Genomic DNA, 17,872 nt, shown 5'->3' with positions numbered 1-17,872 from the left:
CACGCCACGCCGGTCCGGTTCACGGTGATCCGGGGGTCATCCGGTCACCAGTCCGACCGGGTCCGCCACGTGTGCGCCGACCGGTGCCTGTACGGCGGCCAGTGCCCGGTGCAGGCTCAGCACGTCGACCTCGGGCACGGTGTACCGCCCGCTCCGGATGTGGGCGGTGAATTCGGCCGTCGGCGCCAACCCGTGCTGGTCCAGGTAGTACGCGACGGCGTCGCTCCAGACCCACGTCCCGTCGGTGCGGAAGCTCATCGGGACGGACGCACCGCGCGCCGGGTCCACCACGTCGTCGAACAGGGTCGTGGTGATCACGAGCGGCACGCCCTGTGCCAGGTAACGCAGGATCCGGTCCCGCTCATCGGGTTCGAGCGACTCCTCGGCGCGGTCGGCCGCATCAGGGTCGAGCGGGTCGAGCAGCCGGGCGATACGGATCTCGGGCTGTGGTTCGGCGGTCCAGAGCAGCGCGGCGAAGCCGAGCGCGGTGCGCTGGAACATGGGCAGCGTGTCCGCGTCGGCAAACACCGTGACCAGGGGATCGATCTCACCCGCGTCGGACAGGACGCGCTGGAGGCGGGCGGTGATGCCGGGCAGGTTGTCGCCGTCGGCCGCGTACACGAGGTACATCCGCTTCGCCGGCGGCCACTGGGTGTCCAGCGCCGGGTAACGCCAGCAGCGCCACAGGGCGACCGGCCCGGCCGCGTCACCGACAGCGCCGGTCAGTGCCGCGTCCAGTTCGTCGGGACCCGCCGGGCCGCCGTCCGACCGGGTCAGATCGACGTTGTACGGAATCAGCTCGCCGTGTTCGGCCAGCACCTCCGGGCCGACCGGTGCGAGTCCGTACAGCGGCATGACCTCGGCCGTGGCGGTCTCGATCTCCGCCAGCGGGTCGGTGTCGCCACCGGTCTCGCCGAGCGTCTCCCGGAGCAGGGTGATGTCGGCCGGGCTGAGCGCAACGCGACTGGTCATGGCGGTGAAGACGACCGCCTGGGCGACGTCGACCAGCATCCCGTCGGCCAGCCAGGTACGGGCCTCGGCGACCAGTTCGTCGGGCAGGGTGCTGTCGACCCGCAGTAACAGGTGGTGGAAGGCGGCCGACCGGCTGCTCTGACTCATCACTGATCTCCATGAAGTTCGGTGGGTTGGTGGGTGACGCCGTGGGCCGCCGCGATCCTGACTGCCAACTGGGCGGCGTACTCCTCGCCCAGGCCGCTGTTGAGGGCGGCGGTGACCCGGTCGCGCAGTTCGGCCATGAGCGCCGGCCGCCCGGGAAGCGGGCCGGCGTAGGGACGGATGATCGCATCGGTGAGTCGGGCGACCCCGACCGCGGTCCCCCCGGTCACCGGCAGTTGGGTGGGCGGAGCCGTTTCGGGCACCTGGGGAACCGGGACGGGGTCCTCGGGCACGATCGCCGGAACAGGCTCCGGCGCCGGCGGGGCGGCCGGTTCGGCGTGCTTCAGCAGTACGGGATGAACCTCGACGCCGAACCTCTCACTCAACCGGCGGGCAACATTGTCCAACCAACGAGCAATCTCCACCGGATCCAGGTCCGGCCGAACCTTGTCACTCATATACCGACCCGACTTGTCATTCACCTCCCAACGACTCAACACCGCATTCCACCCGAACTCACCACTGATCCGAGCCCGCGCCACCTCAGCCCCACCACCACCAACAAAACCCGCAGCAATCGTCGGATGACCCTGACCATCCAACAAACCCTTCACCTCATCAACCGTCAACTCCGAACCAACCGACCGCATCCCCTCAACCAACCGCTCCCACTCCCCATCCTCCACAACCGTCAAAATTTCCTCCGACCCCACCCGAATACCACCATCCACATCCACCACGTAATGCCACCGCGCACCCAAACGCTCCAACAACGCCGGCTTGAAATCCTCCAACCGATACCACATCGGATTCAACCGAACCACACCATCAGCCAGCTCCGACGGCTTCACCCGCTTCGGATCAACCACCACCCCGTACTCATGGTCCAAATCCGTATCGGCGAGCGCGGGAGTGGGGCCGACCTCGGGAGCGACAACCGGCTCCCCGACCACCGGGACGAACTCGGCTCCGAGCAACGGAAGCGGCAGGACGGCGGGGAATGGCAGGACCGCGTGGAGCGGCAACGTGGAGGGTCCGGAGAACACCACCGGCGGGGCGGGCGCCGACGTCTCCGGCTCAGCTTCGAAGGGCTCGGGGTCGGGGAACTTAGGGGCGGGGGGCTCCAAGTCGTCCTCCTGGATCGGAGGTAGCGACAGCGTCCCCAGTGGTCCCGCGTGTTCGTCGGAGAACGGGAACAGTGGCGGGACGACAAACGCGGGCTTGGAGATGGTCGGGGTCGACGAATCGGGCTTCGAGGGAAGCGGTGGCGCCGTGGGCGCCGGGGCGGACGGTACGGCAACGGAACCGGCCTGGAAGGCGTCCAGCAGTCGGTAGTGCCGCTGGGCGGTCTCCCACCAGGTCGCCTCGGCCACCTCCCGTCTCCGGACCGCCGCAACCCACGCCTGGTCCAGATCGTCGTCGGGTTGCCCGTCGTGCAGCCGACTCTCCAGGACCGCGAACCGGGCGGCGGCCTCGGCCTCACCCGCCTCCACGAATTCGTCCGCCTCAGTCTTGAGCTGCTGCTCGTTCGCCACGATCTCGTCGAAGTCGTCGTGCACCCTGACCGGTGCCCCGTTGTCGATGCCGAGTACCCGGCGTGCGTCGTCGCGCCCCATCCGCAGCACGACGGTCACGACCGGATCCGCCGTGTCCTCGTTGCTGCGGTGCCGGATCCGCAGTGGCCGGGACCACTTGCCGGGCAGCGTCACCTCCACCACCGGGCGGCAGACGTACGCGACGGCGGCCGACGGGCCCTCCGGTTTGACGTTGCCGAACCCGGTCGCCGAGTTCTCCTCCCCCGCCGCGTTCGCCACCGTCTCACCACTGGACGGACCCGCGCCGCCGGTCTCCATCGGCTGGTACGGGTCGTTGATGTACCCGCGCCCGCCCACGATCCGGGGAGCGTGCATCGACTGGTGCTGCACGTTCGAGCCGCTGCCCATGCCGTCGCCGGACTGCTCGACGTGTTCCCGGTACACACCGGAGTCAACCCCGGCCAGCCGGGCGGCCACCGGTTCGAGCCGTACGGTGATCTGCGCCTTCTGCATCGAGGCTTCCGCGCTCGACAGCGCCGGCAGCACCAGCCCCTCGGTCGAGAGCAGCGCCCGCGCGTTCGGGAGCAGGATCTCCGGGGTGAGCGCCTGCTGCACCTGCTGGGCGCCGGGATAACCGGCCGTCCGGAGCCGGCGCGCGGCGTCGGCCATCAGCTCGGCCGCGGCCTGCTGCACCTCGGCCGCGCCGCTCAGGTCCTCCGGGGTGAACCTGGGTGGGAGCAGCAGTCCGTCCCGGTCCTGCCAGCCCGGCTCGACCCCCGGACGGGCCTGCGGCGGGTACGCGCCCGGCCCGTCGAGGGCGGCCGGCGGCCGGTTCCGGGCGGCACTGCGCAGGTCCCCGGCCCACCGGTCGACCGTCACCTGCTCCCGGAAGGTGATCGTGTTCGCCGGGACCGCCCGACCCTGGTGGTAGATCCGGATCTCGAAGTGGGGGTTGAGGCGGATCCGTGCCTTCACCCCGCGCCCGGAGCTGATGTCGACGGTGCGACGCTCGGACTCGTTGAAGTTCGTGCTGGCGGTGAGGTTCCCGGTGTTGTACTGGTAGCCGCCGCCGAGCGCGCCGGCGCCGCCGGCGTTCGGATCCTCCGGTGCCTTCGGATCCGGCGGCTTCGCGCCCGGATTCATCACGCCCGACGCGAGGGCGCTGAAGTACACCGCCCAGCCACGGGCGCGCCGCATCAGCTTGCCGGCGCCCCGCGCGCCGACCATGCGTACGTCGATGTCGTCGTGGTTGGCCACGAAACGGTCGAACTCGATCGGGTCGTTGAGCGTCGCGTGCAGCCGTACGTCGTAGAGGTGCTGGCTGAAGGCGCCGGTGTCGGCGTGGATGAGGGAGACTCCGCCGTCGAACAGGGCCGCCCAGTTTCGCCGTACGCCCTTGGGCGAGAGCAGGTTGAGCATCCGGCGACGGTTGAGCATCGGGTCCGCCAGTGCGGTGCCGTTGAGCGCGGCCAGGATCGGTGCTGCCAGCGGCTCCGGGTTCGGGGCCGCCACCGCCTTCTCCAGCTCGTCGATCGCGGGGCGGACCAGGGACGGGACCTGGTGGAAGGTCTGCAGGCCCAGCCCCGCGGACCGGGCGGCAGGCAGGGCGAGCGCCGGGTCGGCGTCCTGACGGATGCTGGACGGGCCGGGTGGCGGCGGCTTCAGTGGCCCTTCGGGTCCGTCGAGCAGGCCCATGGCCGCGGCCTGCTCCTCGGTGACTCGCAGGTAGACCGCGTTCTTGATCACCGCGCTGCGCTCGGCTGTCTTGTGGTTCTGCCAGCGGTCCGGCTGGATCGCGCTCGGCACCAGCGCGGCCGGGAAGTCGGCCGAGTGGGTCACCTCGGCCACCGCCGACACCCGCAGGTCGGCCACCACCAGGAAGGTACGGGCCTGCCCCTTGCGGTTGTTGATGTTGCGCTCGATGAAGCCGCTCACCTTCTCCCGCCAGCGCCTCATCCGGTAGCGGAAGACGTGCTGGTAGCCGGCGGTGCCGGTGCCGCCACCACCGGCCTTGTCCTCCACCTTCCCGGGCTTGCGCAGCCCGAGCGCGAACTGGATCCGGCCCAGCCACTGCCGCTCGCGGGTCCGGCTGCCCCACACCTGCACCCCGCCGCCGGGGGCGTTCTCCGTGCTGATCTCACCGCCCACCGGCACGAGTCGGGGGCGGGTCATCCGGGCCACGATCGACACGTCCAGCCGACCGTCGTCGGTGTCCGTGGTCAACGGCTCCAGGTCCCACTGCCGTTCGGTCATCGTGCCCAGGTTCGCCATCTGCCGGGAGTTCGACAGCCGGTTGACCAGGTCCGCCCAGACCGGCATCCCGCGAGCCAACGCGGCGTCGCCGCGCAGCCCGCCGACCTTGCGTTTGGAGGCCAGATCGGGCGCGTACCGCTGAGTGTCGAGCACCGCCTGCTCGGCCAGGTTGAACACCTCGGCGCTGCCCGGCATCGCCTCCACGAACCGCCAGTCCCACGCCGGCTCACGACGCGGAGGCGCCGAGGTCGCCTGCGCCGGCGCCGGGGTTGTCCCCGCCTGCTGGTCGACGAACTGCCGCAACGTGGAGATGTCGGTACGGGTCTGCCGGGCCAGCGGTCGACTCTCCCGCTCGGCCACCGAGACGGGATAGTCGACGTCACGGCTCGGGAGCGCGCTGCGCGAGTGCAGGACCTTCACCGGGTGCGTGTCGGTGAGGCGGTACTGCGGGATCTGCTCGTCGCCGACCTGCACCGTCTGCGCCAGCCGGGTGAAGCCGGGCACCAGGTTGTGCTCGATCCGCCGGGCCCGCCGGCCGAGCCCGAGCAGCGCCCGCCGGTCCCGGCCCAACCCGACGGTGTACGAGTAGACCGTCACGACCAGTTCCAGGTCACCTTCGAAGCGCTCCGAGTCGGGCGTACCGCCGTGCAGGGACGTCTCCTGGCCGGTCACCTCGATGCCGCTCTGCCGGCCCCAGCGCTGCTGGAACTCCAGCGCGCCACCGGGCGAAAGCGAGGTGTTCACCTTCGGGCCGGGCAGCCGCCCGATGAACCCACCCTCCACCGCGACCGCGGCACGCCACTGCGCCCCGGCCGCCGAACCGTCCTGTTCGCTGCTCGCCTGGAAGTTGCGGACCGCGACGTTGGGCTCCTCCCCCGCGTACGTCGGTTGTCGCGGGTGCCGGGCGGCGACGTGGACCACGATGTGCCGCGAGTACGTCTGCTTGGTCCTGGTCAGGGTCGCGGTCACCCCACCGTTGAGCATCGCGGTGTAGTTCTGCCGCAGTGCCGGCATGGACAGCACGCCGTCCAGTTCGGTCTGGTTGTTCTGCCGCTCGCTCGCCGAGGTGGAGAAACCCATCCGGCGTACGACACCGTCACCCTGGTAACGCGGCAGGAACCCGCCGCCGATCTGCCCGATCAGAGCCGTCGTACGCCGTTGTGCGGCGGCGAACCTGCTCATCCCGTACGGCATGGCGTGCCCGCCGAAGAGCGCGTACGGCGGTGGGCGCCGGAGCTGGTCCGGATCGGGGTCGGCGTCCTGCCGTACCGCCCGCGCCTTGCCGTTGCGGTTCCCGGTGGCGGCCGTGCCGGTCGGCCGCGCCGGAACGCCGCCACTGGTCGCCGCGGTGCCGGCCGGCTGGACCGTGCTGATCAGCAGGGCCGCCTTGTCCTTGGGCAGGCGGGCGAGCACGGTCAGTTCCAGCTCGACCGGACGGACCCCGGTCCGGCGCCGGAACCAGTGCTGGAACGTGTTGACCCGGGTGCTCGGATCGATGGTGACCCGGAACGTCACCCTGGCCAGGACGTTCTCGATGTCCTTGAACTCGGTGCCGGTACGGGTCGTGGTGCTCTGCCTGACCGTCGTGGTGGTGTTGCGGCGGAACGCGGCCGACAGCCGGAGCTGGATGTAGGCCAGGCCGAATCCCCATCGGATCGGCACCACGCTCCCGCCGCTGCCGACCATGCTCACGTGCTGTTGCCGCCCGTTGTCGGTGACTCCCGGCTGCCAGCGGAACGACGACTTCTTGACGTCGGCGAGCACCTCGAAGTCGGTCACCCGGGACTGCATCTGGACCGAGACCGCCTGCCGTCGGGACGGGCTGAGCAGCAGCGGCGAGTTCGCCGGGCTCTCCAGGGCGAGCGGTAGCTGCCCCAGCAGGCTCGGTTCGGTGAGCAGCGAACGCAGTTGGTCCCGGCTGGTGCTGCCCGGGTCGACGGTGCCGGTCCGCCTGATCCGTTGCAGGACCTGCTCGGCCACCTGGTTCCAGGTGCGGCGCACACTCCACTGGCCGTCGGGTTGCCGGACCGCCGCGTCCAGCACCCGTACCGGGGTGAGGTTCTCCACCAGGGTGGGGACGTCGAAGTCGCCACTGGCCCGGCTGACGCCGACCGGCGCCCCGGCGTTGGCGATGTCGTCGAGCGCCCGGAACCCGATCTGCGCGGTCACCACCGGTGGTGCCGGCGGGTACACCGCCGGCACCGGTACCGCCGGGGTGGCCCGGTGGAACGGCGGTGCCGTCTGCGGTACGGTCCCCACCCGCCCGGCCGTGACGGTGAACTCGACCGACGACAGGACCAGGTTCGACCCGCCGCCGCTGCGTACGTTGTGCGAGTCGAACAGCGAGGAGGTGTTCTCGCTCGACTCCGCGGCCTGGGCGAGTGCCGCCTCGGCGGAGAACCCGCCGCCGGGCCCGAACCGGCTCGCCATGGTGAAGCCGCCGCCGACGGCGAGACTGTCCGCGGAGGTCGCGGTGTCCCGCTGTACCGAGGTGAAGTCGTTGCGGGTGTCGAACTTCGCCTTGTCCGCGCTCTGGTCCACCCAGCGCTGGCCGGTCGTGTTCCGGGTCGGGGTGATGGTGACGCTGTGCCAGTTGCGCCAGCCGTCCCGGACGTCGAAGGTCCGGCCGCCGGTGGTGAAGAAGGACTGGAGGTCCTGCCGCAGGGCCGCCTCGATCGCGGTGGTGTCGACCGAGATTCCCTGCCGGCCGCCCCAGGTGGCACGGGCGTACCCGGGTCGGACCCGGGCCCGGACCCGTTGCCGTACGGCCTCGGTCACGTCCGTCACCAGCCGGTCGAGGTCCGACGCCCCGTCCACCTCGTACAGCAGGTCCGGGTTGGAGTGGTAGCGGCCGAGTTGGGCGGCGGTGGCCGGGGTACCCGCCGGAGCCGAGGTCGACGCCGACGGGACGGTGGCGGAGGTGGACGGCTTCGACTTGCGTCCGAGGCGCAGCCCGGTGCCGCGGGAGTCACCGTCCTCGGCGACGATCCCGTCGAACGGGATCGGTTGCCCGTCGAAGTCGTTGAGGGTGTCCCACCCCTGCTCGCCCAGGACCGTCGGGGTGAACAGCGACCAGGAACTGCCCCCGATGCTGAGCACCTTGCCGGGATGGAAATCGGACCCGACGACCACGTCCCCCGACGCGGCGAGCACGTCCCCGTCGCGCGCCGACGCCAGGCCCTGGGTGAACTCGCCGCTCAGTTCGTCCGATCGGCAGGCGACCAGGACCAGCAGCACCTCCGGCGGCACCAGCGGGGTGACGATCCGGGACACCTGCTCCGGGGTGAGCAGTACCTCGCCGGTGGTGCCGTCGCCCAGCCGCACCGGCGCCGCGACGAAACCACCCGCGCCGTGGACCAGCAGGGCGCCCCCGGACCCGTACGGCAGCGACCGGTTGCGTACCAACTCCCAGTCGGCGTCGGAGAGCAGCGCCACTCCGGCCCGTTCACCCGGCGGTCGCCGTACGACCAGGGGTTTGCCGTCGGCGTACCAGGTCCCGGCCTTGTCCCGGACCAACTCCGTCACCCGCACCGGCGCGGCCGGTGCAAGGTCCGTCGGTGACACGATCGCGGAACCCTGATCGCTCATCGTCGTGCTGGTCACCGACGTCGGGCTGGTCACCGCCGGGCTGGTCACCGTCGTGCCGCTGGCGGACACGGGGCCGAGCGGGGTCGGGACGGCCGCCGCCAGGGGGGTGACGGTCGAGGGACCGGGCTTGCGGTCCGGCCTCCACAACGTTCGCACCCGCTCGACGCCCGCCTTCGGCCGGACCTTCCCGGGCTTGGCAACCCTGGTCTCGACGGCCTTCGGCTCGACCTTCGCGGCGGCAACGCCGGTCCCGACAACTTTCGGCTCAACCTTTGGCTCGGCCTTCGGCTCAACCTTCGGTTCGGCGACGTTGGGCTCGACGGCCTTCGCAGCCGCGTCCTGCCGGAGCGCCGCCTCAGCCTCCTGCCTGAGCCGGGCCAGGCGGCCGGTGTCGACCGGGAGCGGGCCGGCGTTCGGCCGGACGACGGCGTCCGTCAGCCGCTCGGTGCGCCGCCGTTGGAACGGTGACAGTTTGCTCGGCGGCCGTCGGACCTCGGTCCCGACCGTGTCGGCGGCGGCACCGTCATCCTCCGGCACGGCAGGCAGGATCGCGGGCGTGTTGCGGGTGGCCGGCGGCGGGTCGTCACCACCATCGCTGTCACTGTCCCCATCGGTCTCCACCACGGGGTCCGCGATCCGGTGCGGTACCCCGACGTACGTCGCCTCGAAGTCGTCGAGCAGCTGCGAGTGCGTCCGGAGCAGGTCCCACCAGACGGCCTCGGCCCGCTCCCGCTTCTCGACCGCCGCCTGCCACTCGGTGGTGGCCTCGGCGCGGGCGTCGACCACCTCCTCCCGTTCCATTCGCCGGTCGCGCAGACGGGGCTCCTGGACACTCTGCAACCGGTACCTGGCCGCCTCCTCGGCGTCGGTCGCCGCGACGAAACGTTCACCGGCGGCGTGCAGCAGCCCGTCGTTGGCCACGATCTGGTCGAAGGCGGCCCGCATTCCCGGCCGTACGGCATCGCTGTCGTCGATGGCGAGCACCTGGCGGGCATCGTCCAGGCCCATCCGGAGCACGACGGTCACCGGATCGACCGGACGGCCGATGCGCTGCCGGGCGGGCAGCAGGACCCGTACCCGCTCCGGCAGGATCACCTCCACCACTGGCTGGCAGACGTACGCGACCGCCGCCGACGGACCCTCGGGCTTGACGTTGCCGAACCCGGTCGACCCGCCCTCCTCGCCGGAGGCGACCGCCGCGGTCTCACCGGTCGACGGACCCGCACCACCGGTCTCCAACGCCTGGTACGGGTCGCCCAGGTAACCCCGGCCGAGCAGGATCCGTGGCGCCTGGGTGGACTGGGTCAACGCGTTCGAGCCGCTGCCCGAGGAACCGGTCGCCTGCTGTACGTGTTCCCGGTACACCCCGGCGTCGACCCCGGCGAGCCGGACCGCCACCGGCACCAGCCGGACCCGGACCACCGCCCCCTTCATCGACAGGTCGGTGCTCGGCACCTCGGGCAGTTCCAGCCCGAGGTCGGCGAGCAGGTCACTCGCGTTCGGCAGCAGGAGCTCCGGGGTCAGCCCCTGGTGCACCTGGTGGGCTCCGGCGAAGCCTGCCTCGGCCAGCCGGTTCGACACCCCCTGGAGCAGGCCGTTCACCGCATCCTGGAGCACCTGGGCGCCGTCGAGATCCTCCGGCGCGAACCGGGGCGGCACCAGGATCCCGTTGCGCTCCCGCCACCCCGGCGCCCGGAGCCGACCGGTCCGCAGGTGCGGAGCGGGCAACTGGTCGCTCGGCAACTGGTACGCGCCCGGATCGCCGGGCTCGGCGGGTGGCCTGGCGGCTGTCCCGGTCGGTCGGACCCGCAGGTTGGTGGCCCAACGGTCGACCGTGACGGGCGCCTGGAAGGAGACGACCCCGCCGCGTACCGGTCGACCTCGGTAGTAGATCCGGATCTCGAACCGGGGGCGGAGCCGGGTCCTGGCCTTGACCCCGCGACCGGAGCTGATGTCGGTGGTCCGGTTCTCCGACTCCGAGGTGTTCGAGCTGAGCACGAGCGAGCCGTAGCCGTACTGGTGTCCGGCTCCGAGCGCCACCGGCTTGCCGTCCGGGTTCAGGATCGCCGAGCCGGCAACGTTCGTGAAGAGCGCGTCGCCACGGCCGCTGCGAACCGTCCTGCCCTGGCCACCGACGCCCACCGTCCGTACGTCGATGTCGTTGTGGTCGGCCACGAAGCGGACCAGTTCGGGCGGCTGGTCGGCGACGGCGACCAGGCGGATGTCGAACAGCCGCTGGCTGACCTTCCCGGTCTCCGGGTAGAGCAGCGACACCCCACCGTCGAACAGCGCCGCCCAGTGCCTCGGGAACCCGGTCCGGGACAGTACGTTGAGCAGCCGGCGCCGGTTGAGCATCGGATCGGCCAGCCCCATCCCGGTCAGCGTCGCCAGAATTCGGTTGAAGACCGGATGCGGGTTCGGTCGGGCGACCATCGCCCGGAGGGCGTCGATCGCCGGTCGGACCAGTGAGGGCACCTGGTGGAACGTCTGCAGTCCCAGGCCGGGTGAGCGCCCGGCCGGCAGCACGAAGTCCTGGTCGGCCACCTCCTCCGCGATGGTCTCCGGCACCGCCGGATGTCCCGGTCGGGTGATCAGACCGAGCCGGATCGCCTCGTCCTCGCTGACCCAGAGGTAGACGGCGTTCTCGATCACCGCACTGCGGGTCACCGTCTTGTGGTGCTCCCAACTCGCCGGCTGGAACGGCTCCGGCAGCAGCGACTTCGGCATGTCCGCCGGATTCGTCACCTCCGCGACCACGCTGGCCCGTAGGTCGGCCACCACCAGGTACGACCGGGTCCTGGCCTTCCGGTTGTTGACGTTCCGCTCGATGAACCCGCTCACCTTCTTCCGGTGCCGGGTCATCTTCGAATAGAGAATCCGCTGGTAACCCCCGGACGCGGTGCCACCGCCGCCGAACTTGTCCTCCGGTTTGCTCGTCTCCCGACCCGAGACGCCGAACTGGACCCGGCCCTGGATCTGGTTCTCCCTGGTCCGGGTTCCCCACACCTGGACCCCGCCACCGGGGGCGTTCTCGGTGGTGACCTCGGACAGGTTCGGCGCCAGCCGGGGCCGGACGAGCCGGGCCGCGACCGACACGTTCAGCCGCCCACCGTCGGCCTCGGTGGTGATCGGCTCCAGGTCCCACTGCTGCTCGGTCATCGGTCCCAGGTTCGCGACCTGCTGGTTGGTGGAGAACCGATCCACCATCTCGGCCCAGACCGGCATCCCCTCGACCAGCGTCACGTCGCCCCGCAGCCCGCCGAGCTGACGCCGGGACACACCCTCCTCGTACTGCTGGGTTTCCAGGACCGTCTCCTGGGCAAGCTCCATCAGTTCCCTGCTGCCCGGCATCGCCTCGACGAAACGCCAGTCCGACACCGCGAGCGGCGGCGGCTGCGGCGGCTGAGGCTGGGCTTGGGCTTGGGCCTGCGGCTGGGGCGGCGGTGCCGGTGCCGGCCGGTCCACGAAGTCGCGCAGGGTCGACAGGTCGGCCTTGGCACGCCGACGCAGCGGGAGCCGGTCCCCGTCGACGGCATCCACCCGGTTCACCTGGAGGTCGCCGAGATCCTGACGGGGGATCGCACTCTTCGCGAACAGCACACTCACCGGCTTGGTGGTGGTGAGCCGGTACTGGTTGAGCTGCCGGTCGCCGACCTGTGTCCGGTCGAGGTCCCACTCCTCGGCGGGTGCGGTGGTCGGGGTCAACGGTCCGGCCCGGTGCCCGATCCCCAGCCGGGCCCGCGGGTTGCGTCCGATTCGCTTCTTGTACGTGTAAACCGTGACGACCAGTTCCAGCTCACCGTCGAAGCGCTGGGAGTCGGGCGTACCGCCGTGCAGGGCGGTCTCCTGGCCGGTCGTCTCCACCCCGCCCTGCTGCGCCCAGCGCCGCTGTCCCTCCACCGCCCCGCCGGGCATCACCGCCGCGCTCGCCTTCGGCCCCGGGAACCGCCCGATGAACCCGCCCTCGACGGCCAACGCCGCCCGCCACTGTGCGCCCGCCGCCGCACCGTCCTGCTCGCTGTTGGACTGGAAGTTCCGTACCGCGACGCCCTTTTCCACACCGGAGTAGGTGAGATCCTGGGTGTGCCGTGCGGTGACGTGCACCACCACGTGCCGCGAGTGCCAGAACTTCGTCCGGGTCAGCACCGCCGCCACCCCGCCGTTGAGCAGGGCGGTGTAGTTCTGCCGCAGCGCCGGTACGGAAAGCACCCGGTCCAGCTCGGACTGGTTCTTCTGCCGTTCGCTCGCGGAGCTGACGAACCCCATCGCCTTGACCGCCCCACCGGTCCGGAACCGGGGCAGGAAACCGCCTCCGAGGCCCCTGACCAGCGTCGACGTACGGCCGTGCAGCTCCCGGAACCTGCTCATCCCGTACGGCACGGAGTTGCCACCGGTCTTGGCCCACGGTGGCGGCAGTGGATCGGGGACGGTCTCGGCCTCGGAGTCCGAGTTCGTCACCTCGTCGCTGCCCTCGGCCTCGGACAGCGCCTCGGGTACGTCGTCCAGCACCGCCCTGCCGGCGGTCTCCTCCGGTGGCTTCCTGGCCTTGCCCTTACGGTCACCCCCGGGCGTGGCGCTGTCGTCGGCCGGCGGCGGTCCGGCGAGCAGTTGCTCGGCCTTGTCGCGCGGCAGTCGTGCCAGGATGGTCAGCTCGACCACGACCGGGTGGGGAGACCGACGGAACGGCTGCTGGAACGCGTTGACCCGGGTCGACGCGTCGATCGTGAGCCGGACCTTCACCCGGGCGAGGACGTTCTTCACGTCCTTGAACTCCGTCCCGGTCCTGGCCGTGCTGCTCTGCTTGACGCTGGTGGTGGTGTTGCGCCGGAACCCCGCGCTCAACCGGGCCTGGATGTACGCGAACCCGAATCCCCATCGGAACGCCCCGCTGCCACCCCCACCGACGGAACTGACATGCTGTTGCCGGCCGACTGACGTGACCCCCGGCTGCCACCGGAACGACGACTTCGCGACGTCCTCGAGCACCTCCATCTCGGTGACCTCGGAACTCAGCTCCAGGGCCACCGCCTGCCGGCGGGACGAACTGAGCACCAGCGGCGAGTGCACCGAGCTTTCGAGCGCCAGCGGCACCTGTCCCAGCACGCTCGACTCGCTCAGCAGCGCACGTACCTGTTCCCGGCCGATGCTGCCCTCGCCGACCGTACCGGTCGGTCTGAGCTGTTGCAGGATGTCCTCGGCCGTGACGTTCCAGGTCCTGGTCGGGGTGTCGACCCGGTTGCCGTGCGGATCCCGCCGATCCAACCGGGCGTCCTCGATCCGTACCGGATATAGGCTCTCCACCAGGGTGGACACGTCGAACCGGCCCTGCCGGGAGCTGACGGGGCGGGCGGTGTGGGTGGCTCGGGCGATGTCGTCCAACGCCCGGAAGGCGACCGTCGCCACCGGCCCGCCCGGCGGTGGCGGGTGGGTGGCCATCCGTCGCCGGTGGTCGGCACCGGTCTCGTGCAGCGGGGGTGAGGTCGCCGGTGGTCGGCCGGCCCGGTCCACCGTCACCGTGAACTGGACCGAGGCCAGCACCAGGTGGGAACCGGCGCCGCTGCGGACGTTGCGGGAGTCGGAGAGGGTGCCGCTCGACTCGGCGGTCTCGGCCGCGCGGGCGAACGCGAGATCGCCGGAGAGGGCGCCGCCGGGCCCGAACCTGCCGCCGATCGAGGCGCCCAGTCCGAGGGCGAGGCTGTCCCCGGCCGTCGCGGTGTCCTTGAGTGCCACGTTCGCGTCGTTGCGGGTGTCGTACTTGGCCTTGTCCGCGCTCTGGTCCACCCACTGCTGGGTGTCGGTGAACCGGGTCGGTGCGATGGTGACGGAGTGCCACCGTCGCCAGCCGTCCCGGACGTCGAACGTCCGTCCGCCGGTGGTGAAGAACGACTGGAGATCCGTACGCAGCGCCTCTTCGATCGCGGTCGTGTCGACGGAGATCGCCTGCCGGCCGCCGTAGGTGATCCGGGCCAGATGGTTGGACACCCGCGCCCGCACCTGCCCTTGGACCGCCCGCCGCAGGTCGTTGACCAGCCGGTCGACGTCGGCCGCACCGTCGACCTCGGAGAGCAGTTCCGGACGTCGGTGGTAGACACCGAGTTCGGCGGAGATGTCCGGCAGCGGGGCGGCCGGGGTGGCCTCGGTCGCCGGACCCGTCGTCTTCGGCGGGGTTCCGGGCGTCTTCTCGGCACTGGTCGAGGCCTTGAATCTGGTCCAGGGCGGCGGTTTCGCCTTCGCCGCCGTCCCGGAGGTCGACGCCTCCTGGTTGGTCGACGGACCACGGCCGAGTCGTAGACCCGGCCCACGGCCGTCACCGTCGATCGCGGTGATCCCGTCGAAGGGCCGCGCCAGCCCGTCGACGTCGTCGTTGAGCACGTCCCAGCCCTCGCCCCCGAGCCCCTCGGGGACGAACAGCAACCAGGGATCGCCACCGACCGTGACGAGGTTGCCCGGGGAATCGTCGCTGCCGGCGATCACGTCGCCCGAGGCGGCGAGCACGTCCGTACCCCGGGCCGAGGCGAGGCGCTGGGCGAACCCGCCGGCGAGTGCTCCCGGCTGGCAGGCGACCAGGACCAGCGGCGCGTCCGGCGGGGTCACCTCGGCCACGATCCGGGCCACCTGGTCGGGGTCGAGCAGCACCGCTCCGGTCGTACCGTCGGCCTGCCGCACGGCCGCCCGGACCAGGTCACCCGCGCCGTGCACCAGCACCGCCGCACCGTCGCCGTCCGGTAGCGGCCTGCCCCGGACCAGTTCGAAGTCGGCGTCGGAGAGCAGCCCGACACCGGCACGGCCGCCGGGCACCGGCCGCACGATCAGGGGTACGCCGTCGGCGTACCAGGTGCCGTCCGCGCCCCGGGTCAGGTCGCCCACCGGTGCCGGACCGGCCGACCGGGCCTTACCCGCGAGGGTGACCGGCACGGGTCCGCGAAGGACAGTGGGCAGAACGGTCCCCGGCCGGAAACGCCGGTGCAGCCGGTTCCATGCCCGACGCTCGCGGGAGTTCCCGGGCCGATGCCGCACGGGTCCCCGACGGCCGTCCGCGCCGCCCACGCCGGGAGTGGAAGGGGTGGTCGGCGGCGCGGGAGGTGTCAGCGTCGGTTGGTCGGTTACAGACGGTGGGGTCTCGACCGGGGTCGACGATTCTTCGCTCCGCGGATCGGCGATCCGGTCGGCCGGGTTGCTCACCGAGGTCGGGTTGGGGTCGGGGTTCTGGTTCACAGCCGCGGAACTGACCCGGATGGGGCCGGCGGATGTCGGGCCGGTGGCCGACGAGCCGGTGGGTGTCGGGCCGGTGGGTGTCGGGCCGGTGGGTGTCGGGCCGGTGGGTGTCGGGCCGGTGGATGTCGATTTGGTGGTCGCGGGGCGCGGGGCCGCCGAATCGACACTCGCCGTACTGGAGCCGACCGCACCGGGCACGGTGGTGCTGGAGCTGAGCGCACTGGAGCTGATCGGCGCCGGACCGGTCCGGGCGGCGGACCCGGTGGGCGTGGTGCTGGACGCGGTGCCGCTGGGCGTGGCCGCGGTGCTCGTGGCAGTGGTGCTGGTCTGCGTGGGGCTGGTCGAGGTGGTCGGAGTGTTGGTGTTGGTCGGGGTGGAGGGGGTGGTGCCGGTGGGGTTCACCGCCGGGGTGCCGTTCATACCGGCCGCTGTCGTGCTGCTCGACACGGCGCTCGACGTCACCGGTGTCGGGCCGGTCGAGCCGCCGACCCCGTTGGTGGCGGCCGTCGAGGAGGCGCCGGTACCGACGCTGGTCGGGGTGGGCGCTCCGCTCACCGGGGAACCCGACGACATGGCTGGCGGGGTCGAGGCGGACGAGGTGAACGAGCCGGTGGTGACCGGACCCTGGGAATCGCCGCCACCGACCGTCGGCCCGAACCCTTCGGCGGACGCGAACGGGAGGTCGGATGCCGGACCGTTCGACAGCGGACCGTCGAGCGTCGGCGCATTCGACAGTGGAGAACTCAGGGTCGGCGCGTTGGACAGCGATCCGTTGGGGACCGAGCCGTCCGGCAGCGAGCCGTCGGGGGTCGGGGCGTTCGGGGTCGGGGCGTCGAGCGCGTCGGGACCGCTCGACGGCGTACCCGAACCCGTTGTCGGCGCCGCAGAGCTGGGCGTGGACGCGGGGCCGTTGGTCGACCCGGCGCCCGGAACGGCACCGACGGGAATCGGCGTCGAGGTGGCCGGATCGGAGTCGGTGGGGCCGTCGGGACCGCCGTCGGTTGACGTACCCGGATCGTTGGACCCGCCCTTGGGACCACCCGGCGGAACCCCACCGGGGCTGCCCGGCGGCGGACCGCCGGGGGTGACCACCGGGGTCGGCACGTCCGTCGGGGTGGACTTGGTCGGCTGGTCGGTGCCGTCGGCGTTCGGTCCGTCGTCCGGACCCGGCCGGATCGCGTTGCCGACGTTGGTGCCGGCGATGCTGGCGCCGGCGGACAGGATCCCGGAGGTGGCCGCGGCGCCGGTCACCTTGAAGCCCTCGCCGTTGATGGCGTTGACCGTGCCCTCGGCGAGGACCTCGGTGCCGGCCTCGACCACCAGCTCCTCGGCCGCCTCGACCACCGCCTGCCGGGCCGTCGGCTTGGGCGCCGGGGTCATGAGGGCGTCGAGGAAGGACTTCGGTGGCGGCTTCGGGGTGGGAATGTTGTCCACCACCGCGTCGGCGACCTCGCCGCCGAACCGGCGGAAGATCCGGTTCGCGGCCGGACCGAGGACCGTCGCGATGGCACCGCCGACCGCGCCCGCGATCGCCGCCTGCCGGGTCAGCGACGTGTCGATGTGGTCGCGGGTGCCCATCGCCATCTGCAACCGCTGCACGATCAGGTCCAGCAGCACCTGCAGACCGATACCGATGATCTGGTTCATCACCACGTGCATGAGCAGGCGCCCGAGCAGCGTACGGACCAGGAAGCGGAAGATGGCCACCCGGGCGGCCAGCCAGTTCAACGCCGCACCGGGATTGAAGAACGAGAAGGCGAGCGCGACCGCGAACTCGATCAGCAGCAGGATGATCGCGCCGATCAGGGTCATCTTGACGTACTGCACCTGGGTGCCGCTGGTCTGGCTCTTCGCCCCGAGCTTGCGCATGTGCAGGCCGGCGGCGGCGAGGAAGCCGGGTTCCTCGTCGACGTACGCCCGCATCGACTCGACGAACGCCTCGTCGGCCTGGCCGGACACCCCCTCGCGGATCGACTCCACGGCAGTGACCAGCAACGGGATCGCGGCCTCCACCCCGTCGGCCGCCCCGTAGTAGGCCCGGGACATCCCGAACAGCCGATCCTCGTTGGCCCCCGGGAAGTCCTCCCCCGAGACCCACTTGAGGAAGCCGGCAAGCTGGTCCGACGCCTCGATCGCCATCCGGCCAGCTCACCTCCGTCCGTTGT

At 71.6% G+C, this 17,872-nt stretch carries 2 protein-coding genes; both read right to left on the bottom strand.

Translation table 11 applies throughout. The features are described from left to right. Positions 1 to 36: 36 nt before the first annotated feature. The gene (locus ACWEFB_RS10525; protein ID WP_452284273.1) at positions 37 to 1,119 is read right to left on the bottom strand and encodes a hypothetical protein; all 1,083 of its coding nucleotides are present in this window, start codon (positions 1,117 to 1,119) and stop codon (positions 37 to 39) included. After that, positions 1,119 to 17,846, bottom strand: coding sequence for a WXG100-like domain-containing protein (locus ACWEFB_RS10520; RefSeq protein WP_452284271.1), 16,728 nt, complete (start codon positions 17,844 to 17,846; stop codon positions 1,119 to 1,121). Before ACWEFB_RS10520 ends, ACWEFB_RS10525 begins: the two co-directional genes overlap by 1 nt. Between the last annotated feature and the right edge of the window lie 26 nt (positions 17,847 to 17,872).

Source organism: Micromonospora sp. NPDC004704 (assembly GCF_053601675.1).
The sequence above is the reverse complement of the archived record's forward strand: the minus strand, read 5'-3'. Positions and strand labels throughout refer to the sequence as shown.